Here is a 21,400-nt window from a genome sequence, read left to right as displayed (position 1 = left end):
AGATGATGGCATGGCTTTATGCAATATTGGCCGCCCGGCCGGTTGTTTGGTTGCTGTTGTTCGTGAATGCCGCCGGCACCGTTTACGGCTATTATTGGTACCGCTATCAACTTGCGGAGACGCCGCCCGTCTTTTTGCCGTTTGTTCCCGACAGCCCGACGGCGAGCCTTTTTTTTGTGCTCGTCCTCGCCGCTTGGCTGCTGGGCCGATCCTCGCCGCTGTTTGAGGCGCTCGCGTTGGTGACGCTTGTCAAATACGGGATTTGGGCCGTCGTCATGAACGTGCTCGTTTGGCGCGTCACGGGGACGCTCGATTGGGCTGGCTGGATGCTCGTTGTGTCGCACGGGGCGATGGCGGTCGAAGGCGCACTGTACGCTTCGTTTTATCGATTTCGCTCCGTCCATCTCGCCTTGGCGGCGGTTTGGACGCTGCATAACGATGTCATCGATTACGTGTTTGGCATGATGCCTCGTTACCATATGTTGGAACGATACGCCGATCAAATTGGCTATTTTACCTTTTGGTTGAGCATGGCTTCCATTGCCGCTGCGTATTGGCTTGGCATCCGCGTGCGGCGGCAGCCGCTTTTGCCAGGCGGCCGCATCGATTTCCGTCCGAAAGCGGAATAGAAAATTCAGCCGCGTCTTGATGGCGGTTCCTTGGTCTACTCTTGTCCACTCCTTCATACATTGTAGTAATGAATGAGGGAGGGACGATGATGAAACGAATCGGGCTGGCCATGTTGTTATCGTTCATCTTTTTATGGCCAGCGCTCGTTGGCGCGGCCGGACGACCAAGCGGTTGGGAGCAGCTGGACGATATTTCCGACGAGGCGCTGCAGTTAGGGAAAAACGAGCGTTTTGCCGAAGCAAAAGAGGTGCTCCTCTATTTTTCTGAACGATTTTTTGCCCTTGAGGCGAAAAAAACGGTTGAAAACGGCCGATGAGCTGCGGGCGGTGACTGTCACGCACGAACATGCCGTCAAAGCCATGACAGCGCCGATTCCAGACGAGGGCAAGGTCGCTGCTCTTACACAGTTCCGCCTTGTCGTCGATGCTGTTCACTCCACCTATCAACCGCTCTGGTCCGAGATGGAACCCGCCGTCATGGAGGCGTTTGCCGTGATGGAACAGGCGGCGGAGCGCGGAGAGAGGAAGGCGTATGCGGCTGCCCTTCGCCAGTTTATGGATCGCTATGCCTTGATTGAGCCGAGCGTGAAAATCGATGTGCCTCCGGAAGAAGCGAAAAAGGTCGACCATGACCTCGAAGTGCTGCAAGGCGCTTCGTTTTGGCGGCTTGGCCAAAGCGAGCAGCGCGAGCAGCTTGCTGCCGCGCGCCGCAATATAGAAGCGTTGTTTGACGGGGTGAAAAAGGACGAAGCCGACCCGTCGCTCATTTGGGTCATGATTTCGACCGGTGGAATGATCGTCTTAACGTTGACGTATGTCGGCTGGCGGAAGTACAGAGGAGAAAAAGAGGCGAAGCGGGCGCGGCAGCCGGAAGAATAGGAGCCGGCTTGCTTTCAAGAGGGGGAATGGTTTCCCCCTCTTTTTTATTTTGACGGCTGCGCGGCACCTGGCAAGCCGGGCATGCCCCGAGATGTTGAGGACAGGGACTCAGTCCTTATTGCTCCAGCGGCCGCTTGTGCTCATCTAGCGTAAACCCTTCGCCGAGCACGTCGTGCACATCGGTGACCGCGACAAAGGCGTGCGGATCGACGGACATAATGACGCTTTTGAGGCGGGGCAATTCGTTTTTGGCCACGACGCAATACAGCACGTCACGGTCGCGTTTCGTATACGAGCCGCGCCCTTTGAGCACAGTGACGCCGCGCTCCATCTCTGTCAAGATCCGGTTGGCGATCTCTTCGCTTTTTTCTGAGATGATGGTCGCCCCTTTTGCCGCATAGCCGCCTTCCTGCAGAAAATCAATGACCCGGGCGGCGATAAAGACGGCGACCAACGTATACATCGCCTCGCGGTATGACAGGTAAAGAAGAAGCGACAACGTGATGACGGCGGCGTCAAAGGCAAACATCGTTTTGCCCATGCTGATGCCTTTGTATTTATGGACGAGGCGGGCGATAATGTCGACGCCGCCGGTTGTGCCGCCGTAGCGGAAAATAATGCCGAGGCCGACGCCGATAAACACGCCGGCAAACAGCGCTGCCAGCGTCATGTCGTGACGGAGCGGCATATGGATCATGTAGCGTTGGAAGATCGATAAAAAAATGGAAACCGCGACCGTGCCGATGACAGTATAAAGAAACGTCTGGCGGCCGAGCAACCTCCAACCGATCAAAAAGAGCGGAATATTGAGCGCCAGGTTGGTGATGGCCGGATCAAAACCAAACAAAAAATAAAGAAGAAGCGTAATGCCGGTGAAGCCGCCTTCCGCCAAGTTGTTTTGCATGTTGAAATGGACGAGCCCAAAGGCAAAAATGGCAGCGCCGAGCAAAATAAACAAACTGTTTTTGATCTTTAAGCCGAAAACCATATCGTCCCTCCGTCCGCAAAAATAGTCGGCGTCTTCATTATAGAGGAACTTGTCCGCCCAGGCAATGATGGCGCGGAAGCGCGATGATTTGGCACAAGGCGAAAACATTTGTCAAATGCGCTGCTTTTCGTTAACATGGAAACAGGCGAGGTGATGGCCATGCAGGAGAAAACGATGAAACAGATGCAGCGTGAAGTAGACGAATACATCAGCCAGTTTAAGGAAGGCTATTTCAGCCCTCTCGCCATGCTGGCGCGGCTGACCGAAGAGCTCGGCGAACTGGCGCGAGAGGTGAACCACTACTACGGGGAAAAACCGAAAAAGGCGACCGAACAAGAAAAAACGGTGGAAGAAGAGCTGGGCGATTTGCTGTTTGTGCTCATTTGTTTTGCCAATTCGCTCGGCATTGATTTGCAGGCGGCGCACGATCGGGTGATGGACAAGTTTCGCACCCGCGACCGCGACCGCTGGACGCGGAAGGAGGAACAATCATGACGATTCGCATCGTCATCGCGGGGCCGCGCGGCCGCATGGGCCGCGAGGCGGTGGCGCTCGTGCAAAAAACAGATCATTTCGAGCTGGCTGCGGTCATTGACCGCCGCTATGATGGCCAAAATTTGGCTGACATCGAAGGGTTTGCCGGCGTCAATGCCCCCATTTACACCGATGCCGCCCGTTGCTTTGTCGAGGTGAAGCCGGATGTGCTCATCGATTTGACGACGCCGGAAGTTGGAAAGCGGCATGCGGAGCTGGCGCTGCGTTACGGCGTTCGTCCGGTTGTCGGCACGACGGGATTCACGCCGGAAGAGATCGAGCGGCTGACCGAACTCGCTGAGGCGAACAACATCGGCGCCATCATCGCGCCCAACTTTGCCATCGGCGCGGTGCTGATGATGAAATTCGCCCGCATGGCGGCCAAATATTTCACGGATGTAGAAATTATCGAGCTGCACCATGACCAAAAGCTGGATGCTCCGTCCGGAACGGCGTTGAAAACGGCGCAGCTCATCGCCGAGGTCCGTCCGTCGAAAAAGCAAGGTCATCCGGACGAAAAAGAAACGCTTGAAGGGGCGCGCGGAGCCGCGTACGACGGCATTCCGATCCACAGCGTCCGCCTGCCGGGGTTTGTCGCCCATCAAGAAGTCATTTTTGGCGGCGACGGTCAGACGTTGACGATCCGCCATGACTCGTTTCATCGGAGTTCATTTATGTCCGGGGTGAAGCTTGCCGTCGAGACGGTCATGCATTTACATACGCTTGTGTATGGGCTTGAACATATTTTAGAATAGCGCGGCTTGCGCAAACGAGGGAGGGGGAACGTGAAAATCGCCTTGATTGCCCACGACAAGAAAAAAGAGGACATGGTCGCCTTTGCGACCGCCTATGCGCCCGTGCTGGCCAACCATGAACTGTATGCCACCGGCACGACCGGGCTGCGCATTCAGGAGGCGACCGGCCTTGCCGTCCACCGCTTCCAGTCCGGACCGTACGGGGGCGACCAAGAAATTGGGGCGATGATCGCCCGCAATGAAATGGACCTTGTCATTTTTTTCCGCGACCCGCTGACCGCCCAGCCGCACGAGCCGGACATCAGCGCGTTGATGCGCCTTTGCGACGTCTATGCCGTGCCGTTGGCGACGAACATCGGTACGGCCGAGCTGCTCATCCGTGCGTTGGAGCGCGGCGATTTGGCATGGCGCAGCATTGTGCGCGGCCGAACAAAAGGCGGGGAGGAATCGAAAACAGAAAGGTGACAGCGATGACGGAAACGTGTGATTTATTGGCGTTTGGCGCCCATCCGGATGATGTTGAAATCGGCATGGGCGGAACGATCGCCAAATACACGCGCCGCGGTTTTCGGGTGATCATTTGCGATTTGACGAAGGCGGAGCTGTCGTCCAACGGCACGGTCGACGAGCGGCAGAAAGAGGCGGCCGAGGCGGCCCGGCGGCTTGGCGTGGCGCTTCGCCTCAACCTCGGGCTGCCGGATCGCGGCCTTTTGATCAGGGAAGAGGCGATTCGCCGCATCGTGTCGGTCATCCGCCGCTACCGCCCGCGCGTCGTCTTTGCTCCGTATTGGGTCGACCGTCATCCCGACCACGGGCAATGCGCCCGCCTTGTCGAGGAGGCGGTCTTTTCTGCCGGCATCCGCCGCTACGGCGCCGGGGAGCTTGGCGACGCCCACCGCGTCCGCGCTATGTATTATTACATGATCAATGCGTTTGAACGGCCGCATTTTCTGATCGATATTAGCGAGACGGTCGGCGACAAGCTGGCGAGCCTGCGCGCGTATGAAAGCCAATTTGAAAAGCGGCCCGGTTCGGTGGACACGCCGCTGACAAACGGCTACATCGAGACGGTGGAAAGCCGCGAGCGTTGGTTTGGCCAGCAAATTGGCGCCGCCTATGCCGAAGGGTTTTTGTCCAAAACGCCGATTCATCTTTTTGATTTATTCGAGGAGGCGCGATGAAGCTGAAAATCGGGATTGTTTGTTATCCGACAGTCGGAGGCTCAGGGGTCGTTGCCACCGAGCTCGGCAAGCTGCTGGCCGAAAAAGGGCATGAGATCCATTTTATTTCCTCGAGCATGCCGTTTCGGTTGAACAAAGTATATGGAAACATTTATTACCATGAAGTGAACGTCAATCAGTATTCGGTCTTTCAGTATCCGCCGTACGATTTGGCCCTTGCCAACAAAATCGCGGCGGTGGCTAAGCGCGAACGGCTCGATGTGCTTCATGCCCATTACGCCGTCCCGCACGCCGTTTGCGCCGTGCTGGCGCGACAAATGGTCGGCGAGCTGCCGATTGTCACGACGCTGCACGGCACCGATATTACCGTCTTGGGTTATGATCCGTCGCTGTCTGACATGATCAAGTTCGGCATTGAGCAGTCCGATATCGTCACCGCGGTGTCTGACGCCCTCGTGCGGCAGACGTACGAGTTGCTCGATGTGCAAAAACCGATCTATACGGTGTACAACTTTGTCGACGAACGCGTGTACCGCCGTCGGGAGGCCGGCCATTTGCGGCGGGAATACGGCATCAGTGAACAGGAAAAGGTCGTGATCCATGTCTCCAACTTTCGGAAAGTGAAGCGCGTGCCCGATGTCGTGCGGGCGTTTGCCATCGTCCGCCGCCATATGCCGGCCAAGCTCTTGCTTGTCGGCGACGGCCCAGAAATGACCGTCGTCTGCCGGCTTGTCAAAGAGCTCGGGCTCAACGGCGATGTCCGATTTTTGGGGAAACAGGACAAACTCGAAGAGCTGTACTCGATCAGCGATGTGATGATGCTCTTGTCGGAAAAAGAAAGCTTCGGGCTTGTCCTGCTCGAAGCGATGGCGTGCGGCGTTCCGTGCATCGGCACCGCCATCGGCGGCATTCCGGAAGTGATCGAAGACGGAAAAAGCGGGTTTTTATGTCCGCTTGGCGATGTTGAAGAAGCGGCTCGGCGGACGCTTATGCTGCTGACCGACCGCCGCCTTCATCAAGAGATGGCGCGCCAGGCCGTGCAAACGGTCGAGCAAAAGTTTCGTTCGTCCGACATCGTCGGGCAATATGAACAGCTGTACATTTCGCTCGCCGCAAGGAAGGTGAAATGATGAAACCGCCGTTTCAAGAGGCGCTCGGCATCATTCAACAGCTGAAACAGCATGGCTATGACGCCTATTTCGTCGGCGGAGCGGTGCGTGATTTGCTGCTTGGACGCCCGATCGGCGATGTGGATATTGCGACAAGCGCCTTGCCGGAAGACGTTATGGCGATTTTTCCAAAGACGATCGATGTCGGCTCGAAACACGGCACGGTCGTCGTTGTCCATAAAGGAAAAGCGTATGAAGTGACAACATTTCGCACGGACGGCGACTATGAGGACTACCGCCGTCCGGAGTCGGTGACGTTTGTCCGCTCGCTTGAGGAAGACTTAAAACGGCGCGATTTTACGATGAATGCCATCGCCATGGACGAATATGGGACTATCATTGATCCGTTTGGAGGGCGAGAGGCGATTCGCCGGCGAATCATTCGCACCGTCGGAGAGGCGGAAAAGCGGTTTCGTGAAGATGCGCTTCGCATGATGCGGGCCGTTCGCTTTGTCAGCCAGCTCGGATTTGCGCTTGCGCCGGATACGGAACAGGCGATCGTCCAAAACGCTCCGCTTTTGGCCCACATTTCAGTCGAGCGGATGACGATGGAGATGGAAAAGCTGCTCGGCGGTCCGTTTGCCGCCAGGGCGCTGCCGCTGTTGGCCGAAACCGGATTGAACGCTTACTTGCCTGGTTTGGCAGGGAAAGAGAAGCAACTGCGTCTGGCGGCGGCTTATCGTTGGCCATGGCTTGCCGCGCGCGAAGAACGGTGGGCGCTTTTGTGCCATGCGCTTGGTGTGCAGGAAAGCCGGCCGTTTTTGCGCGCGTGGAAGCTCCCGAACAAAGTGGTCGACGAAGCGGGCGCCATTTTGACGGCGTTGGCTGACATTCCACGGCCGGAAGCATGGACGAACGAACAGCTGTTTTCCGCCGGCCTTGAGCGGGCGCTCTCGGTGGAAACAGTGCGCGCCGCCTTCACCGGCGCGCCGCCTGGGCCATGGCATGAGAAACTGCGCCGCCGCTTTGCCTCCTTGCCGATCAAAACGAAAGGGGAGCTGGCGGTCAACGGAAAAGACGTGATCGAGTGGGTCGGGAAACCGGCCGGCCCGTGGGTGAAAGAGGCGCTTGACGCCATATGGCGGGCGGTCGTCAACGGAGAAGTCGAGAACGAGAAGGAGCGGATTTACGCATGGCTCATGGAGCGCAATCGGACACGCGAAAAAAACTGTTAGAGCTGTTTGCAGAAGCGAACGGCGAGTTTTTGTCGGGACAAAAAATCAGCGAACGGCTCGGCTGTTCGCGGGCGGCCGTATGGAAACACATCGAGGAGCTGCGCAAAGAAGGCTTTGAACTCGAAGCGGTGCGCCGCCTTGGCTATCGGATCGTAAGCACGCCGGATAAGGTGACGGCGAATGAAATCCAGCTCGGCCTGAAAACGGAAACGCTCGGCCATACGATCCATTTTTTCGAGGAAGTCGATTCCACGCAGCGCATCGCCGCCAAGCTGGCGTACGAAGGGGCGCCGGAGGGGACGCTGGTCGTCGCGGAAGAGCAAAAAGCCGGCCGCGGGCGCCTCGATCGGAAATGGTTTTCTCCGAAAGGAACCGGCATTTGGATGAGCCTTATTTTGCGCCCGCCCATCCCTCCGCAGCGGGTGCCGCAATTGACGATGCTTGTGGCGGTGGCCATTAGCCAAGCCATTCAAGAAGTGACCGGGCTTGTCCCGGATATTAAATGGCCGAACGACATTTTGCTTCACGGCAAAAAAGGCGTCGGCATTTTAACCGAGCTGCAGGCCGATCCCGACCGCGTCCGCTCGGTCATCGTCGGCATCGGCATTAACGTCAATCAAACAGCGGAACAATTTCCCGAGGACATTCGCGCCATCGCCACGTCGCTTGCCATTGAAAAAGGCGAACGCATCAAGCGCGCGCCGCTCATTCAAGAAATTTTGCTCCGCATCGAGCGGCTGTATAAGCAATATTTGGCGCACGGCTTCCGCCCCATCAAGCTTCTTTGGGAAGGGTATGCGGTTTCGATCGGCAAGCCGGTGACGGCAAGAACGCTGGGCGGAACGATTCGCGGCATCGCCCGCGGCATCACCGAAGACGGGCTGCTCATTCTCGAAGATGAGGAGCAAAACACCCATTATATTCACTCAGCCGATATTCAGTTGTAAATTGCCACTAGAAAAATTGTGATAATTTTATTAAAATACAAGGCGAGGAAAGGGCAGTATCTTTGTCAAGAAAGAGCTGCACCGAGGCTGGCAACATGAATAAATGGTTGAGACGATCTGCCTTGATCCTTACTCGAAGGACTGGGACAGAGGGGTGAACGAAACCGACGGCGGTTTATGGCGTCCTTCTTTCTCAAGGCGGGAAAGAAGGACGTTTTGTTTCGGTCGCGTCACCTCCTCTGCAACAAAAGGGGAGGGAGTCAATGTGAAGACGAAAACGGATTTTTTTCGCATGAAACAGACAGGCGAGCCCATCGTCATGGTGACCGCCTATGATTTTCCATCGGCCAAGCTCGCGGAGCAAGCCGGGGTGGACATGATTTTGGTCGGCGACTCGCTCGGCATGGTCGTGCTCGGCTATGACTCGACGATTCCGGTGACGGTTGAGGACATGATTCATCATACGAAGGCGGTGCGGCGGGGCGCGCCCAACACGTTTGTCGTCACGGACATGCCGTTTATGTCCTACCATGCGTCGAAAGAGGAAGCGTTGCAAAACGCCCGGCGCATCATGCAGCAATCGGGGGCGAACGCCGTCAAAGTGGAAGGAGCCGATGAAGTTACCGGCGTCATCGCCGCGCTGACGAAAGCCGGCGTGCCGGTCGTCGCCCACCTCGGGCTGACACCGCAGTCGGTCGGCGTCCTCGGCGGCTACAAAGTGCAAGGCAAAGATGCGGAAAGCGCCAAAAAGCTTATGGATGATGCGAAACAGTGCGAACAAGCGGGCGCGATCGCCTTGGTGCTCGAATGCGTGCCAAGGCAGCTTGGCGCCGCCATTGCCCGGGAGCTTCATATTCCTGTCATCGGCATCGGCGCCGGGGCCGAGGTGGACGGCCAAGTGCTCGTGTATCATGATGTGCTCGGCTACGGTGTTGACCGTGTGCCGAAGTTTGTCAAACAATACGCCGTCATTCAAGATGCCGTCGTCCAGGCATTGGCCAACTATGTCGCCGATGTCAAACTGCGACAGTTTCCAGAGCCGGCGCACGCGTTTACCATGAAGGAAGAAGAATGGGTGGCGTTATACGGAGGAAAGCAATGATGATCGTTGTCGACCGCATTGCGACAATGCAGGCGTTGATGCGCCAATATCGCCGCGAAGGAAAAACGATTGGGTTCGTCCCGACGATGGGCTATTTGCACGATGGGCACGCCGCGCTCATCGACCGGGCGCGCGAAGAGAACGATATCGTTGTGCTCAGCATTTTTGTTAACCCGCTTCAGTTTGGACCGAACGAAGATTTTGCCCGCTACCCGCGCGATTTTGAGCGCGACCGGCGCATCGCCGGCCAGCATGGCGTGGACGTATTGTTTCACCCGGAGGTGGACGAAATGTATCCGGCGCCGCTCTCGGTGCAAGCGGTCGTCAAGGCGCGCACCGATGTGTTGTGTGGGCGGTCGCGGCCCGGTCATTTCGACGGCGTGGCGACCGTGCTCATTAAGCTGTTCAATATCGTCATGCCGGACCGCGCCTATTTCGGGATGAAAGACGCCCAGCAGGTGGCCGTTGTCGCCGGCTTAATCCGCGACTTTAATTTTCCGATCGAGCTCGTGCCGGTGCCGACGGTGCGCGAGACCGACGGGCTGGCGAAAAGCTCGCGCAACGTTTATTTATCGCCGCAGGAGCGAAAGGAAGCGCCGGCGCTCTACGAGGCGCTTAAGGCCGCAGCAGCGGCTGTTGACCGCGGGGAGCGGAACGCGGAAGCCATCCGCCGCCTCGTGCGGGAGCATATTGAGGCGCATACGCATGCGGAAATCGATTATGTTGAAGTATGCTCATATCCCGATTTAACGCCGCTTTCGGCGCTCGCCGGAACGGTTCTCATTGCGGTTGCCGTCCGGTTTGCGGGCGCCCGCTTGATCGATAACATCATGGTCGAGTTGCCTGCAGCGGACAGGCGAGGGGAGTAAAAGGGGGGATCGTCCATGTTTCGTACGCTCATGAACGCCAAAATTCATCGCGCCCGTGTGACGGAAGCGAACCTGGATTACGTCGGCAGCATTACCATCGATGAAGATATTTTGGACGCCGTCGGCATGGTGGCTAATGAAAAAGTGCAGGTGGTCAACAATAATAATGGAGCCCGCTTTGAAACGTATATCATCCCCGGGGAGCGCGGCAGCGGCGTCTTTTGCCTAAACGGCGCGGCCGCCCGCCTCGTGCAAAAAGGGGATATCATCATCGTAATTTCGTATGCGCTCGTTCCGGAAGAAAAAGTCGCCGCGCATCGTCCGAAAATCGCCATTATGGACGAACACAACCGGATCGCGCAGCTTATCGCCGAAGAGCCGGCACATACGATTTTATAATGTGGTCAAAAAGGGGCTTTCCGCCCCTTTTCGTTTTGAGGTGATCGTTTATGGCAATGCGCTTTGTCATTATTGATTTGGAGACAACCGGAAACGGGCCGAAAAAGGGCGACCGGATCATCCAGCTCGGCATGGCGGTGGTGGAAGGCCGCTCGATCGTGGCGCGGTTTGCCAGCTTTTTCAACCCTGAACAGCCGATCCCGCCGTTCATCCAACAGCTGACCAATATTGACGAGCAGACCGTTGAAGAGGCGCCGCTGTTTGCCGATAAAGCGGGCGAGATTGCCGCCATGATGAAGGGGGCGTATTTCGTCGCGCATAACGTCGATTTTGATTTGCCGTTTTTGCAGGCGGAGCTCGAGCGGGCCGGGCGTCCGCCGTTTGCCGGTCCGACGATCGATACGGTGGAACTTGCGCGCATCGTGCTGCCGTCGGCGGAAAGCTACAAGCTTGGCGATTTGGCGAAACAGCTCGGCCTTCGCCATGATCGCCCGCACCAGGCGGACAGCGATGCGGAAGTGACCGCCAAACTGTTCATTGCCCTGCTCGGACGGCTGCACCGCCTGCCCTTGTTGACGCTTGAACAGCTGCGCCGCCTCGCCCGCCATTTGAAAAGCGACATTTATTCGCTCTTGGACGCCGTCATTGCGGAAAAACGAAAAGAAGCGCCAGTGGATGACACGGTCGCGGTATACCGCGGCATTGCGCTGAAAAAACCGGCGCCAAAGCCGGATGACGGCAGACGGCATTCCCCTTCCGCCTCGTTCGCTGCTTTTTATGAACAGGCGCCGCCCCTTCCTCTTCCTGGCTACAAACGACGTGAAGGGCAGTGGGAGATGATGCGGCTTGTCTATGAGGCGCTGTCGACGTCCCAGCATGCGCTCATTGAGGCGGGAACCGGGCTCGGCAAATCGCTCGCCTACTTGATTCCCGCCGCCTTTTTTGCCGGTGAGCGCCAGGAGCGGGTCGTGGTAAGCACGCATACGCTTCAGCTGCAAGAGCAGCTCATCCGCCGCGATTTGCCCGTGCTGCGGCAAGTCGTGCCGTTTCCGCTTCGGGTCGCCGTCTTGAAAGGGAAGCAAAACTACCTTTCCCTCGACAAGTTCGTTTCGTTTTTGTCTGAACCGTGCGATACGTACGATGCGGCGCTGTTGAAGTGCCAGCTGCTCGTCTGGCTGCTTGAGACAGACAGCGGCGATTTGGACGAATTGAATGTGTCGTCCGGCGCCCGTCTTTTGTTGTCAGAGCTGGCCATTGGCGAGGGGGAAGACGGCGGGAGGCATCATTTTTTCGCCCAAGCGAAACAACGCGCCGAGCGGGCGAATATTGTCATTACGAACCACGCGTTTTTGCTTCATGATTTGACAGCTTCTTCGCCGCTTTTGCCGCCGTTTCGCCATCTTGTCATCGATGAGGCCCATCGGCTCGAGGACGCTGCCGCCCATTCGTTTGGCGAACGGATTGACTACGTGTCTTTTCGTCTGCTGACGGCCAAAATAGCGCAAACGCTTGGAAAATGGCCGGAAGCGGAGCACGGTGAAGCGGAAGACGCGATCGCCCGCTGCCAACGGCGTTTGGAAGAGTTGCAATTTGAAGGGGACGAGCTGTTCCGTTTGCTGCGCCGCTATGCGCTTGCGAAAAAGCCGGCGCGGGCCGGCCGTTGCCGCTGCCGTTTTTCCCCGGCTGACGAGGGCGGCCGGACGTGGCAGGCAGCGACGGAGTTATGCTGGCGTCTGCGCGACTCGGCAGCGGCGCTATGCGGTGCCGCGATGCCGCTTGTGTCAGCGCCCGCCGCGGATGGTTCTCCGTTGCCTGCTTCGCTGGCAGCGGATTTGGCGGCGTTGGAGCGACAGCTGGCAACGCTTGTCCGGCTGTTGACGGAAACGGATCCCAGCGCCGTCCGCTGGATCGAAGCGGATGAGAAAGGGGCGGCGAACGCCGTCCGCCTTTATTCCCAGCCGGTCGACCTCGCCGATTTTTTTGCGGACCGGCTGTTTATGAAAAAGCGGAGCGTCATTTTGACTTCCGCAACGCTTACGGTTCGCGGGCGTTTCGCGTATATGACGAGGCGCCTCGGGTTGGACGAGTTTTATCCGCTGTGCCGCTCGTTTCCGGCGCCGTTTCGCTACGAGGAACAGGCTGCGCTCTTTGTGCCGGCGGACATGCCGCTCGCTTCCGCTGTTTCGGTCGAGACGTATGCCGAGGCGGCAGCGGCGGCCATCACAGCAGTCGCCCGGCGCGTCGGCCGGCGGCTGCTTGTGTTGTTTCCATCGTACGAATTGTTGAAAATGACCGTCGAGGCGTTAAAAAACGACGAGGCGGACGAACCATTTGTCTTGATCGCTCAAGGGGTGCAAAGCGGCAGTCCGGCCAAACTCATCCGGACGTTTTTGCAGTTTGAGCGCGCTGTGCTGTTTGGGACGAGCGGTTTTTGGGAGGGGGTCGATTTGCCGGGGGATGCGCTTGATGCGCTCATCATCGCGCGTTTGCCGTTTGCTCCTCCGGACGATCCGGTGATGGAAGCGAAAAGCGAACGCATTCGTGCACGGGGAGGCGATCCGTTTTATGAGCTGTCGCTTCCCGAGGCCGTCCTCCGATTGAAGCAAGGCGTCGGCCGTCTCATCCGCACCGAGCGCGACAAGGGATTGGTGTTCGTCCTTGACCGCCGGTTGACGAACGCTCCGTACCGAGCGGACTTTCTCGCGTCGCTGCCGCCGTTTCCTGTGCATGAGGGTGGACTTTTGGAGCTGCTCGATGCGGCGGACGCCTGGCTTTGGCAAGGCCGCCGGCCCAATGGCGTTTAGGGCATGTCGTCGCTTCCTTCTCATAAAGAGAGGGGAAACGGTGCAATCTAAAGATGGCAGGCAGCAAAAAAATTCCCCGCATCGAGCGGGGCGGAAGGAAGCAAATTTGCGTTGGCGGTGTAGGCGGGCAAATTTGTTATGAAATGGTCGGACAAACCTGCTATAATAGGGAAGAAGCACAACTGCGATGCTGGCAGCCTGCGGCTTTCGCTGCCTGGCTGCAGATCTGCTGTATTTGTATTGTTGCCGGAGCCGCCGGCCTGTATAAGTAACAAAATTTGCGCCGCACAGGAGGAAGCGACGAAAATGGAAAGCAAAATTGAAGTGCTCGCCACCGTCAAAGTCCAGCATTCCGACGATTTGTACAAAATTGTCGACTGCTTGAACCGGACGCTGAAGCGCAACAATTTAATGTTTGGCCTTGCTTTGGATGAGAACGACAAACGACAGGCCGTCTTCACGATTTACCGGACGTGATCGCGATGAAAAAATGGGGATGGTTGGCTCTCCTTTTTTTTGGTTTCCTCATTTGGCAGGCATGGTTGATTTATGGAGAGGCGATGGCGCCCAAACGGTCCATGGCGGAACACGCGCTTGCGCGGGCGAGGGAGGCAGTCGGATTGATTGACGTCAAGAAAGTCTATACATATTATGGGGATGAAGCGTACACTGTATTCATCGGCCGGACGAAGCAAGAAAAAACGGACGTCGTCGTTTGGGTGCCGGAAAAAGGAGGAAATGTCGTCGTCAAGCGGGCGGACAGCGGCATCAGCGAAGCAAAAGCGCGCGCCATTTTAGAGCGCGACCGCCGCCCGCAGCAGATCATTGACGCGACGCTCGGCATGGAAAAAGGCGTGCCTCTTTGGGAGTTGACATATATCGATTCGGAAGGAAGGTATTCGTTTTATTACCTTCATTTCACCGATGGCGCGTTCTTGAAGAGGTACAGTTTTCAACGATGAGGACATGAGGGGGAAGAAGCGATGAAACTGGCAAAACGGGTGGCGTCGCTGACGCCATCGGCGACATTGGCCATTACGGCGAAAGCGAAAGAATTGAAAGCGGCTGGATACGACGTGATCGGCCTCGGGGCCGGAGAGCCGGATTTCAATACGCCGCGGCACATTCTCGATGCAGCGGTAAGAGCGATGAACGAAGGGCATACGAAATATACGCCCTCGGGCGGGCTGCCGGCGCTGAAGGCGGAAATCATCAAAAAGTTTGCCCGCGATCAAGGGCTTGAGTATGAGCCGGCGGAAGTGATTGTATGCGTCGGGGCGAAGCACGCCCTTTACACCCTCTTTCAAGTGCTGCTCGACGAGGGCGATGAGGTCATCATCCCGACGCCGTATTGGGTCAGCTACCCGGAACAAGTGAAGCTCGCCGGCGGCGTTCCCGTTTATGTGGAAGGGCTGGAACAACACGATTTCAAAATTACGCCAGAGCAGCTGAAGCAGGCGATCACGCCGCGGACGAAGGCGGTCATCATCAACTCGCCGAGCAACCCGACCGGCATGATTTACACGGCCGAAGAACTGAAGGCGCTCGGTGACATTTGCTTAGAATACGGCCTCTTGATCGTCTCCGACGAAATTTATGAAAAGCTGATTTACGGCGGAGCGAAGCATGTCTCGATCGCTGAGCTGGCGCCGGAGCTGAAAGCGCAGACCGTCATCATCAACGGGGTGTCGAAGTCGCATTCGATGACGGGATGGCGCATCGGGTATGCAGCAGGTCCAAAAGAAATCATCAAAGCGATGACCGACTTGGCGAGCCACAGTACATCCAACCCGACGTCAATCGCCCAATACGCGGCCATCGCCGCGTACAGCGGCCCGCAGGATCCGGTAGAAGAAATGCGCCGAGCGTTTGAAGAGCGGCTCCATATCATTTACGACAAGCTTGTGCAAATTCCAGGGTTTACATGCGTCAAGCCGCAAGGGGCGTTTTACTTGTTCCCGAACGCCCGCAAAGCGGCGGAGATGGCGGGCTGCCGCACGGTCGACGAGTTCGTCGCCGTCTTGCTCGAAGAGGCGAAAGTCGCCCTCGTGCCCGGCTCCGGGTTTGGAGCGCCGGACAATGTCCGCCTGTCGTATGCGACTTCGCTTGAGGCGCTGGAAACGGCGGTGGAACGCATCCGCCGATTCATGGAAGCGCGCGCGTAACCAAATCCACACGGGGCAGGGTGGATATGCTGTCAGGCGGCAACGGCCGGTGCAGTACAAAGCGCCGCATTTCGCCGCCCCGACCTGGCCGTTGCTGCCGTGTTGGCGCAACGGTATAATAGCGAATGATGGACGTGTCAATCATTGGAGGGAATAAGTACGTGAAAACGACGATTGCGGAAGTAAACCAATATGTCGGCCGGCAAGTCACGATCGGTGCCTGGCTGGCCAATAAGCGCTCGAGCGGAAAAATCGTCTTTTTGCAGCTGCGCGACGGGACGGGCTTCATTCAAGGCGTCGTCGAAAAGGCGAACGTCTCAGAGGAAGTATTCCAACGCGCGAAAACGTTGACGCAAGAAACATCGCTGTATGTGACCGGAACAGTGCGCATTGACGAGCGCTCGCCGTTCGGCTACGAACTGTCGGTTACGGACTTGCAAGTCATCGATGAAGCGGTCGATTACCCGATTACGCCAAAGGAGCACGGCGTCGAATTTTTGATGGACCATCGCCATTTATGGCTTCGGTCGCGGCGTCAGCATGCCATTATGAAAATCCGCAACGAGGTCATTCGGGCAACGTACGAGTTTTTCAACGACCGCGGGTTCGTCAAAGTCGATGCGCCGATTTTGACCGGCAGCGCGCCGGAAGGAACGACCGAGCTGTTCCACACGAAATATTTCGATGAAGACGCGTATTTGTCGCAAAGCGGCCAGCTGTATATGGAGGCAGCGGCGATGGCGCTCGGCAAAGTATTTTCATTCGGCCCGACGTTTCGCGCTGAAAAGTCGAAAACGCGCCGCCATTTGATTGAATTTTGGATGGTCGAGCCGGAAATGGCGTTTTACGAGTTTGAAGACAACTTGCGGCTGCAGGAAGAGTACGTCTCCTATCTTGTGCAGTCGGTGCTCAGCCGCTGCCGGCTCGAGCTTGGGCGGCTTGAGCGCGATGTGTCCAAACTTGAGTTGGTCACGCCGCCGTTTCCGCGCCTGACGTATGACGAAGCGATCAAGCTTTTGCACGACAAAGGGTTCACCGACATCGAGTGGGGCGACGACTTCGGCGCGCCGCATGAGACGGCCATTGCGGAAAGTTTCGAGAAGCCGGTCTTTATCACTCATTACCCGACGTCATTAAAGCCGTTTTATATGCAGCCGGATCCGAAGCGGCCGGACGTTGTGTTGTGCGCCGACCTCATTGCCCCGGAAGGGTACGGGGAAATTATCGGCGGCTCGGAGCGTATCCATGATTATGACTTGTTAAAGCAACGCCTTGAGGAACACCATTTGCCGCTTGAGGCGTATGAATGGTATTTGGATTTGCGCAAATACGGATCGGTGCCGCACTCTGGGTTCGGGCTCGGCCTTGAGCGCACGGTCGCTTGGATTTGCGGCGTCGAGCATGTGCGTGAAACGATCCCATTCCCGCGCCTTCTCAACCGTTTGTATCCGTAACCCCCTGCAAAAAGGGGGTTTTTTTGCCGCCGGCATGTTATACTATAGTTGAGGTGCATCGGCATGGAAAAGAAAAAGGTGGCCGAATGGCTGGCGCAAGGAAGCGTCGCCGTTCCAAAGCTGTTATTGAACCATTATAAACAGCTTGGCTTGAGCGAGGCGGAACTCGTGCTGCTTTTGCATATGCAGTCGTTTTTTGAGCAAGGGATCACCTTTCCGACGCCGGCGGAGCTGGCCGAGAGAATGACGGTTCCGGCGGCGGAGTGCATGGAAATGATGCGCCGCCTTTTGCGAAAGGGGATGGTGGCCATTGAGGAGCATACGGACGAACGCGGCATCCGCAGCGAAAAGTATACGCTCGAACCGCTTTGGGAGCAGCTGGTTCACCATTTGTATGCAGAAGCGGCCAAGGATGAGTGCGGCGGCCAGCAGGAGGAGGAAAGCCTATATACGGTTTTTGAGCAAGAATTTGGCCGCCCGCTCTCCCCGTTTGAGTGTGAAACGCTCGCGATGTGGATCGACCAAGACGGCCATGAACCGGCCATCATTAAAGCTGCGCTGCGCGAGGCGGTGCTGTCGGGAAAACTGAACTTTCGCTACATCGACCGCATTTTGTTTGAGTGGAAAAAGAACGGCATCCGCACGATCGAGCAGGCGCACGATTACGGCAAAAAATTCCGCAAGCCGAAACCGCTCGCCCGCCCGGCGAAACAGGAGACAGGAGAATTTAAGCAGACGATTCCGTTTTTCAACTGGCTTGACTCGTAAACGAGAGCGCAGTCTCTCGTTTTTGTTTGGCCAAAATCGCGAAATGCTCGTATGGATGGCCAAACATCGCGAAAGGAGGAGAAGAGGGATGCTGACGAAGCAGCAAATCCGCTGCTGTTTGGACGTGATGGCGGACATGTTTCCCAATGCCCATTGCGAACTTGTGCACCGCAATCCGTTCGAACTGTTGATCGCGGTCGTTTTGTCAGCGCAATGCACCGATGCGCTCGTCAATAAGGTGACGAAACATTTGTTTGAAAAATACCGAACGCCGCACGATTACATCGCGGTGCCGCTTGAAGAGCTGGAGCAAGACATCCGATCGATCGGATTATACCGGAACAAAGCGAAAAATATTCAAAAGTTGTGCGCGATGCTGATTGAGGAGTACAACGGTGAGGTGCCGCGCGACCGCGATGAATTGATGAAGCTGCCGGGCGTCGGAAGGAAGACGGCCAACGTCGTCGTCTCCGTGGCATTTGGCGTTCCGGCCATCGCCGTTGATACGCATGTCGAGCGGGTCAGCAAGCGGCTCGGCTTTTGCCGTTGGGACGCGTCAGTTCTGGAAGTGGAACAAACGTTGATGAAAACCATTCCAAAGGAAGAATGGTCGATCACCCACCACCGGATGATTTTTTTCGGCCGCTACCATTGCAAGGCGCAGGCGCCGCAATGCCCGGTATGCCCGCTTCTTCATTTATGTCGCGAGGGAAAAAAGCGGATGCGAAAGAGGGAAAACAAACGTGCGCGTGCCGACTGAATGGGCTCGCCCGCTTTTTCCCGGACGGGCATATTTCTAGGCAAGTCGCCATGAAAAAGCGGATGGCTTATCGGGCCATCCGCTTTTTTGAGGCAGGTGATCTCACTGGCGGCTTCCATTTCTCATGCCAGCATTGCCGCTGTTTCCTGATTGTGGATTGGTCGGCGTCGTTGGGGTTGTTGGTTTCGTTGGCGTTGTTGCGCCGCCATCCCCTTGGCCGTTGTCTTTGCCGCCGTTGTCTTCGCCGCCATTGTCTTTGCCGCCGTTGTCCTCTTCGCCGCCATCATCGCGATCTTCGTTGCCATTGCCGTTGTTTCCGCTATTTCCGCCATTGTTGTTATTTTGATTGTTTCCATTGCCCCCATGATCATCGCTGTTATCCCCGTTCGTGCCGCCATTTCCGGCGCCACGGTTGTTGCCATCACCGTTCGCTCCATTGCCCGGCGCCGTCGGCTGCTCGCCGCCAGGGATGCGGATGCTCGTGATCGCCGGCTTGCTCATCCGCTCGCCTTCCTTGGCATAGACGGCGATCGTGTACGAAGCCCCTGGCGCCACGTTCGTAACTGTCACGCCTAAATCTTTGGTCGTGACCGTTTCCGTATGCCCTTGCTCGTCTTTGATGCGCACTTCAAACAGCGTGTCGTCGGTTTTCTCATCATACGACCAAGAGACGGAAATCATGTTGGCAGCTTGGTCGTACGAAGCGGCCAACCCTTTGACAGCCGGGAGCTCTTCCGGCTCATCTTTTGCGACTTCTGTCGGTTCGGTGCCGCGCACGAACAATTCATACGTAATGTTGCTTTCAGGCGTGTATTTGCCGGCAAGTTTCGGCGGATTCGTGCCTTTTTTGATCGGCAGTTTGACGACGCTGTCCGGCCGCTGAAACTCTCCACTGCCATCGTCGAGATGGGACATCAGATCTTTCAGCAAGAGCTTCGGAATGCGCTGCTCCCGACTCCCTAATGTAGCTGTTTCGCTTTTTTTGCTGAAGCCGACCCAAATGGCCGCCGTGTAGTTTGGCGTATAGCCGATAATCCAGCTGTCCGGCACATCGTCCCGTTTGAGGCCAAACTTCGCGCCGTCTTTGCCGTAGTTTGTCGTTCCGGTCTTGCCGGCGAGCTCCAACCCTGGAACATAGGCGGACCGCCCAGTGCCAGAGCGGATGACCGATTTAAGCATGTCGGTAATCATGTATGCGGTGTAATCATGCATGACTCGCTTCGGTTTTGGCTTTAAGTCCATTTCCGTGCCGTCTGGGAAGACGATTTTCGTCACCGCATACGGCTTCGTGTAAACGCCGTTGTTGCCGAAGGCGGCGTAGGCGCCGGCCATCTGCAACGGCGATACGTAGCGCGATATGCCGCCGATTGCGTACGGCTCATATACTTCGTCAAAGCCCATGCCGAGCCGGTTGGCAAACTCTCTCGCCCGCTCTTTGCCGACCGCTTGGAACGTTTTTAACGCCGGGATGTTGCGCGACCATGTGAGGGCATTGCGCACCGTCACCGGTCCGGCGTAGCGTCCGCCGGCGTTGCGGATCGGGGTGCCGTCGGAGTACGTATACGGCTCGTCAACAAGAATGTGCGCGGTTGACCATTTTAAATATTCGATCGCCGGCCCGTAGTCCAAAATCGGCTTAATCGTTGAACCGGGCTGGCCGACAGGCTGAATTGCGTAGTTGAAACCGAACTCGATGTTGTCGCGGTGGCGTCCCCCGCCTAATGCGCGAATGGCGCCCGTTTTCGTGTCGACGAGGGCGATTCCCGACTGCAAATCTTTTTTGGCGGTAAAATGTTGATCGGAGTTTAATAGCTTTTCAACGTACGACTGCGCCTCTTGATCAAGCGTCGTGTAAATTTTCAGCCCGTCTTCAAAGACGTTGACATTGGCTTTGTCCGTCACTTCTTTGATCACTTCGTCAATGAAGGCGTCGTATGGCACGGAATTTTGCGGCTTTTTCCGCTCGGTGAGCATCGATTTGATCGGCACCTGCTTCGCTTTTTCCGCTTCTTCCGCACTGATAAAGCCATGTTTCACCATGAGCGACAAGACAGTGTCGCGCCGTTTTTTCGCCGCCTCCGGATGATCGTACGGGTTGTACCGGTTCGGGCTTTGCGGCATGCCGGCCAAGAGCGCTGCCTCAGGGAGCGTCAGCTCTTTTAAGTTCGTTTTGCCGAAGTAATATTCCGCCGCCCGGGCGACGCCATAAATGCCGTCTGAGTAATAAATTTTGTTCAAGTACATTTCCAAAATTTCGTGCTTCGAATACTTTTGCTCAAGCTGCAAGGCGAGCCACGCTTCTTGCGCTTTCCGCTCCAACGTTTTCTTTGATGAGAGGAACGTCATTTTCACGACTTGCTGGGTGATCGTGCTGCCGCCTTCCGCGCCGAACCCTTCGCGAATATTGGCGATGACCGCGCCGGCTAGACGGACGATGTCGATGCCGTGATGCTCGTAAAAGCGGGCGTCTTCGGTCGCCAATACCGCATTTTCCAGCACTTTCGGCACGTCCTTGTATGAGATGTACGTCCGTTTGTAACCGCCCAGCTCGGCGACTTTCTTTCCGCTCATATCGTACACGGTCGACGAGAGCGGATCTTTAATTTTCGCCTCATCGAGCGGAGGGGCGTCCTTGACAAAGTAGGCGAACGCAGCCACCCCCCCGATGGCGCCAAGGGCGATCATCAGCACTATCGCAATGGCGATCGCTTTCAACCAGGACCTCCCTCTTTTCTTTTTCGCCTTTTTTTGTTTCGTCTGTTTCGCTGCCTGCTTTCGTTCCACACGAGAACGATATTCACCAGACATAAGCAAATCCTGCC

General features: G+C 56.7%; 20 protein-coding genes and 1 pseudogene. 19 read left to right on the top strand and 2 right to left on the bottom strand.

Translation table 11 applies throughout. From position 1 onward, the window contains the following. Nucleotides 1–5 precede the first annotated feature (5 nt). Both lhaT and ypjB read left to right on the top strand, forming a co-directional pair. On the top strand, nt 6–629 hold the full coding sequence (gene lhaT / locus QSJ10_RS09105) for a lipoprotein heptaprenylglyceryl N-acetyltransferase LhaT (RefSeq protein WP_033014015.1): 624 nt from the start codon (nt 6–8) through the stop codon (nt 627–629). Nucleotides 630–718: 89 nt separating this feature from the next. Then, nucleotides 719–1,508: pseudogene (ypjB, locus tag QSJ10_RS09095) on the top strand (sporulation protein YpjB). Between the two features lie 115 nt (nt 1,509–1,623). Here the strand turns inward: ypjB and QSJ10_RS09090 are convergent. Continuing rightward, complete coding sequence (locus QSJ10_RS09090) at nt 1,624–2,496, bottom strand: YitT family protein (RefSeq protein ID WP_033014057.1); 873 nt, start codon at nt 2,494–2,496, stop codon at nt 1,624–1,626. 159 nt (nt 2,497–2,655) lie between these two features. Here QSJ10_RS09090 and QSJ10_RS09085 point away from each other — a divergent pair, with 159 nt between their 5' ends. The 17 genes from QSJ10_RS09085 (at nt 2,656) to nth (ending at nt 18,578) form a co-directional block, all read left to right on the top strand. Further along, nucleotides 2,656–2,991 carry a nucleotide pyrophosphohydrolase gene (locus QSJ10_RS09085; protein ID WP_033014058.1) on the top strand — a complete coding sequence of 112 codons (336 nt, stop codon included), beginning with the start codon at nt 2,656–2,658 and terminating at the stop codon, nt 2,989–2,991. Then, the gene (dapB, locus tag QSJ10_RS09080; RefSeq protein ID WP_033014017.1) at nt 2,988–3,785 is read left to right on the top strand and encodes a 4-hydroxy-tetrahydrodipicolinate reductase; all 798 of its coding nucleotides are present in this window, start codon (nt 2,988–2,990) and stop codon (nt 3,783–3,785) included. Before QSJ10_RS09085 ends, dapB begins: the two co-directional genes overlap by 4 nt. Before the next feature lie 30 nt (nt 3,786–3,815). Next, nucleotides 3,816–4,250: a methylglyoxal synthase gene (gene mgsA / locus QSJ10_RS09075; protein ID WP_033014018.1), complete on the top strand. Its 435-nt coding sequence runs from the start codon at nt 3,816–3,818 to the stop codon at nt 4,248–4,250. A 5-nt stretch (nt 4,251–4,255) separates the two neighbouring features. Next, nucleotides 4,256–4,966, top strand: coding sequence for a bacillithiol biosynthesis deacetylase BshB1 (gene bshB1 / locus QSJ10_RS09070; RefSeq protein WP_033014019.1), 711 nt, complete (start codon nt 4,256–4,258; stop codon nt 4,964–4,966). Next, the gene (gene bshA, locus QSJ10_RS09065) at nt 4,963–6,096 is read left to right on the top strand and encodes an N-acetyl-alpha-D-glucosaminyl L-malate synthase BshA (protein WP_049624829.1); all 1,134 of its coding nucleotides are present in this window, start codon (nt 4,963–4,965) and stop codon (nt 6,094–6,096) included. The genes bshB1 and bshA overlap by 4 nt, the downstream gene beginning before the upstream one ends. Then, nucleotides 6,096–7,310: a CCA tRNA nucleotidyltransferase gene (locus QSJ10_RS09060; protein ID WP_033014021.1), complete on the top strand. Its 1,215-nt coding sequence runs from the start codon at nt 6,096–6,098 to the stop codon at nt 7,308–7,310. Before bshA ends, QSJ10_RS09060 begins: the two co-directional genes overlap by 1 nt. Further along, nucleotides 7,268–8,257 carry a bifunctional biotin--[acetyl-CoA-carboxylase] synthetase/biotin operon repressor gene (locus QSJ10_RS09055; RefSeq protein ID WP_033014022.1) on the top strand — a complete coding sequence of 330 codons (990 nt, stop codon included), beginning with the start codon at nt 7,268–7,270 and terminating at the stop codon, nt 8,255–8,257. Before QSJ10_RS09060 ends, QSJ10_RS09055 begins: the two co-directional genes overlap by 43 nt. Before the next feature lie 265 nt (nt 8,258–8,522). Further along, nucleotides 8,523–9,359: a 3-methyl-2-oxobutanoate hydroxymethyltransferase gene (panB, locus tag QSJ10_RS09050; protein ID WP_033010092.1), complete on the top strand. Its 837-nt coding sequence runs from the start codon at nt 8,523–8,525 to the stop codon at nt 9,357–9,359. Continuing rightward, the gene (gene panC / locus QSJ10_RS09045) at nt 9,359–10,228 is read left to right on the top strand and encodes a pantoate--beta-alanine ligase (RefSeq protein ID WP_033014059.1); all 870 of its coding nucleotides are present in this window, start codon (nt 9,359–9,361) and stop codon (nt 10,226–10,228) included. Before panB ends, panC begins: the two co-directional genes overlap by 1 nt. Before the next feature lie 15 nt (nt 10,229–10,243). Continuing rightward, on the top strand, nt 10,244–10,627 hold the full coding sequence (gene panD / locus QSJ10_RS09040) for an aspartate 1-decarboxylase (protein WP_033010095.1): 384 nt from the start codon (nt 10,244–10,246) through the stop codon (nt 10,625–10,627). A 50-nt stretch (nt 10,628–10,677) separates the two neighbouring features. Continuing rightward, nucleotides 10,678–13,431: an ATP-dependent DNA helicase DinG gene (dinG, locus tag QSJ10_RS09035; RefSeq protein ID WP_053532472.1), complete on the top strand. Its 2,754-nt coding sequence runs from the start codon at nt 10,678–10,680 to the stop codon at nt 13,429–13,431. 306 nt (nt 13,432–13,737) lie between these two features. Next, nucleotides 13,738–13,908, top strand: coding sequence for a YpmA family protein (locus QSJ10_RS09030; protein ID WP_064502496.1), 171 nt, complete (start codon nt 13,738–13,740; stop codon nt 13,906–13,908). Nucleotides 13,909–13,913: 5 nt separating this feature from the next. After that, on the top strand, nt 13,914–14,393 hold the full coding sequence (locus QSJ10_RS09025; RefSeq protein ID WP_049624832.1) for a cell wall elongation regulator TseB-like domain-containing protein: 480 nt from the start codon (nt 13,914–13,916) through the stop codon (nt 14,391–14,393). A 21-nt stretch (nt 14,394–14,414) separates the two neighbouring features. Then, on the top strand, nt 14,415–15,596 hold the full coding sequence (locus tag QSJ10_RS09020; protein ID WP_049624833.1) for a pyridoxal phosphate-dependent aminotransferase: 1,182 nt from the start codon (nt 14,415–14,417) through the stop codon (nt 15,594–15,596). Nucleotides 15,597–15,757: 161 nt separating this feature from the next. After that, entirely contained in the window at nt 15,758–17,050 is a 1,293-nt protein-coding gene (gene asnS / locus QSJ10_RS09015; RefSeq protein ID WP_033014026.1) for an asparagine--tRNA ligase, read from the top strand. A gap of 63 nt (nt 17,051–17,113) precedes the next feature. Next, nucleotides 17,114–17,818 carry a DnaD domain-containing protein gene (locus QSJ10_RS09010; protein ID WP_033014027.1) on the top strand — a complete coding sequence of 235 codons (705 nt, stop codon included), beginning with the start codon at nt 17,114–17,116 and terminating at the stop codon, nt 17,816–17,818. Between the two features lie 88 nt (nt 17,819–17,906). Continuing rightward, the gene (gene nth / locus QSJ10_RS09005) at nt 17,907–18,578 is read left to right on the top strand and encodes an endonuclease III (RefSeq protein WP_033010102.1); all 672 of its coding nucleotides are present in this window, start codon (nt 17,907–17,909) and stop codon (nt 18,576–18,578) included. A gap of 102 nt (nt 18,579–18,680) precedes the next feature. Here the strand turns inward: nth and QSJ10_RS09000 are convergent, their stop codons facing one another. Beyond that, nucleotides 18,681–21,386: a PBP1A family penicillin-binding protein gene (locus QSJ10_RS09000; RefSeq protein WP_053532471.1), complete on the bottom strand. Its 2,706-nt coding sequence runs from the start codon at nt 21,384–21,386 to the stop codon at nt 18,681–18,683. Between the last annotated feature and the right edge of the window lie 14 nt (nt 21,387–21,400).

The sequence above is a fragment of the Geobacillus stearothermophilus ATCC 12980 genome (assembly GCF_030369615.1).
Lineage (GTDB): Bacteria > Bacillota > Bacilli > Bacillales > Anoxybacillaceae > Geobacillus > Geobacillus stearothermophilus.
Note: the sequence above shows the minus strand (reverse complement) of the source record. Positions and strands in the feature narration are given on the sequence as shown.

What these genes read in the sequence shown, in the direction of transcription:
- dinG (WP_053532472.1), top strand. Translation starts at nt 10,678, where the DNA reads ATGGCAATGCGCTTTGTCATTATTGATTTGGAGACAACCGGAAACGGG.
- lhaT (WP_033014015.1), top strand. Translation starts at nt 6, where the DNA reads ATGGCATGGCTTTATGCAATATTGGCCGCCCGGCCGGTTGTTTGGTTG.
- QSJ10_RS09090 (WP_033014057.1), bottom strand. Translation starts at nt 2,496, where the DNA reads ATGGTTTTCGGCTTAAAGATCAAAAACAGTTTGTTTATTTTGCTCGGC.
- QSJ10_RS09055 (WP_033014022.1), top strand. Translation starts at nt 7,268, where the DNA reads ATGGCTCATGGAGCGCAATCGGACACGCGAAAAAAACTGTTAGAGCTG.
- nth (WP_033010102.1), top strand. Translation starts at nt 17,907, where the DNA reads ATGCTGACGAAGCAGCAAATCCGCTGCTGTTTGGACGTGATGGCGGAC.
- QSJ10_RS09020 (WP_049624833.1), top strand. Translation starts at nt 14,415, where the DNA reads ATGAAACTGGCAAAACGGGTGGCGTCGCTGACGCCATCGGCGACATTG.
- QSJ10_RS09000 (WP_053532471.1), bottom strand. Translation starts at nt 21,386, where the DNA reads ATGTCTGGTGAATATCGTTCTCGTGTGGAACGAAAGCAGGCAGCGAAA.
- QSJ10_RS09030 (WP_064502496.1), top strand. Translation starts at nt 13,738, where the DNA reads ATGGAAAGCAAAATTGAAGTGCTCGCCACCGTCAAAGTCCAGCATTCC.
- dapB (WP_033014017.1), top strand. Translation starts at nt 2,988, where the DNA reads ATGACGATTCGCATCGTCATCGCGGGGCCGCGCGGCCGCATGGGCCGC.
- QSJ10_RS09060 (WP_033014021.1), top strand. Translation starts at nt 6,096, where the DNA reads ATGAAACCGCCGTTTCAAGAGGCGCTCGGCATCATTCAACAGCTGAAA.
- bshA (WP_049624829.1), top strand. Translation starts at nt 4,963, where the DNA reads ATGAAGCTGAAAATCGGGATTGTTTGTTATCCGACAGTCGGAGGCTCA.
- QSJ10_RS09025 (WP_049624832.1), top strand. Translation starts at nt 13,914, where the DNA reads ATGAAAAAATGGGGATGGTTGGCTCTCCTTTTTTTTGGTTTCCTCATT.
- QSJ10_RS09010 (WP_033014027.1), top strand. Translation starts at nt 17,114, where the DNA reads ATGGAAAAGAAAAAGGTGGCCGAATGGCTGGCGCAAGGAAGCGTCGCC.
- panD (WP_033010095.1), top strand. Translation starts at nt 10,244, where the DNA reads ATGTTTCGTACGCTCATGAACGCCAAAATTCATCGCGCCCGTGTGACG.
- panC (WP_033014059.1), top strand. Translation starts at nt 9,359, where the DNA reads ATGATCGTTGTCGACCGCATTGCGACAATGCAGGCGTTGATGCGCCAA.
- QSJ10_RS09085 (WP_033014058.1), top strand. Translation starts at nt 2,656, where the DNA reads ATGCAGGAGAAAACGATGAAACAGATGCAGCGTGAAGTAGACGAATAC.
- bshB1 (WP_033014019.1), top strand. Translation starts at nt 4,256, where the DNA reads ATGACGGAAACGTGTGATTTATTGGCGTTTGGCGCCCATCCGGATGAT.